The organism is Salinarimonas soli (assembly GCF_008386575.1).
Classification (GTDB): domain Bacteria; phylum Pseudomonadota; class Alphaproteobacteria; order Rhizobiales; family Beijerinckiaceae; genus Salinarimonas_A; species Salinarimonas_A soli.
Genome location: NZ_VUOA01000233.1, coordinates 1 through 224, shown reverse-complemented (window position 1 = coordinate 224; position 224 = coordinate 1). Strand labels below are relative to the sequence as shown.

At 67.4% G+C, this 224-nt stretch carries 1 protein-coding gene; it reads right to left on the bottom strand.

Annotation, left to right across the window (positions count from 1 at the left end):
- Window positions 1-224 (bottom strand): hypothetical protein (locus F0L46_RS26485; RefSeq protein ID WP_188312171.1); only part of this gene is annotated, 224 nt, incomplete at both ends.

Below are 224 nucleotides of genomic sequence, written 5' to 3'. Positions count from 1 at the left end.
GCAGATCGATGTCCTGATCGGTACCGGCCTGGGCGATCACACCGGAGCGCGGGTCGAACAGGGTGATGCCCTTGGGGTGCGGGCTGAGCACCGCCCCGGCGTTGATCGGATTCTTCAGCTGCCGTTCGCCGGTCTTGACGAAGCCGTTGGCGTTGTCCTGCCAACGGAGTCCGAGGAGCTTGCCGGCGGTGGTGGCGACCCAGATGGTGCCGTCCTCGTCGGCG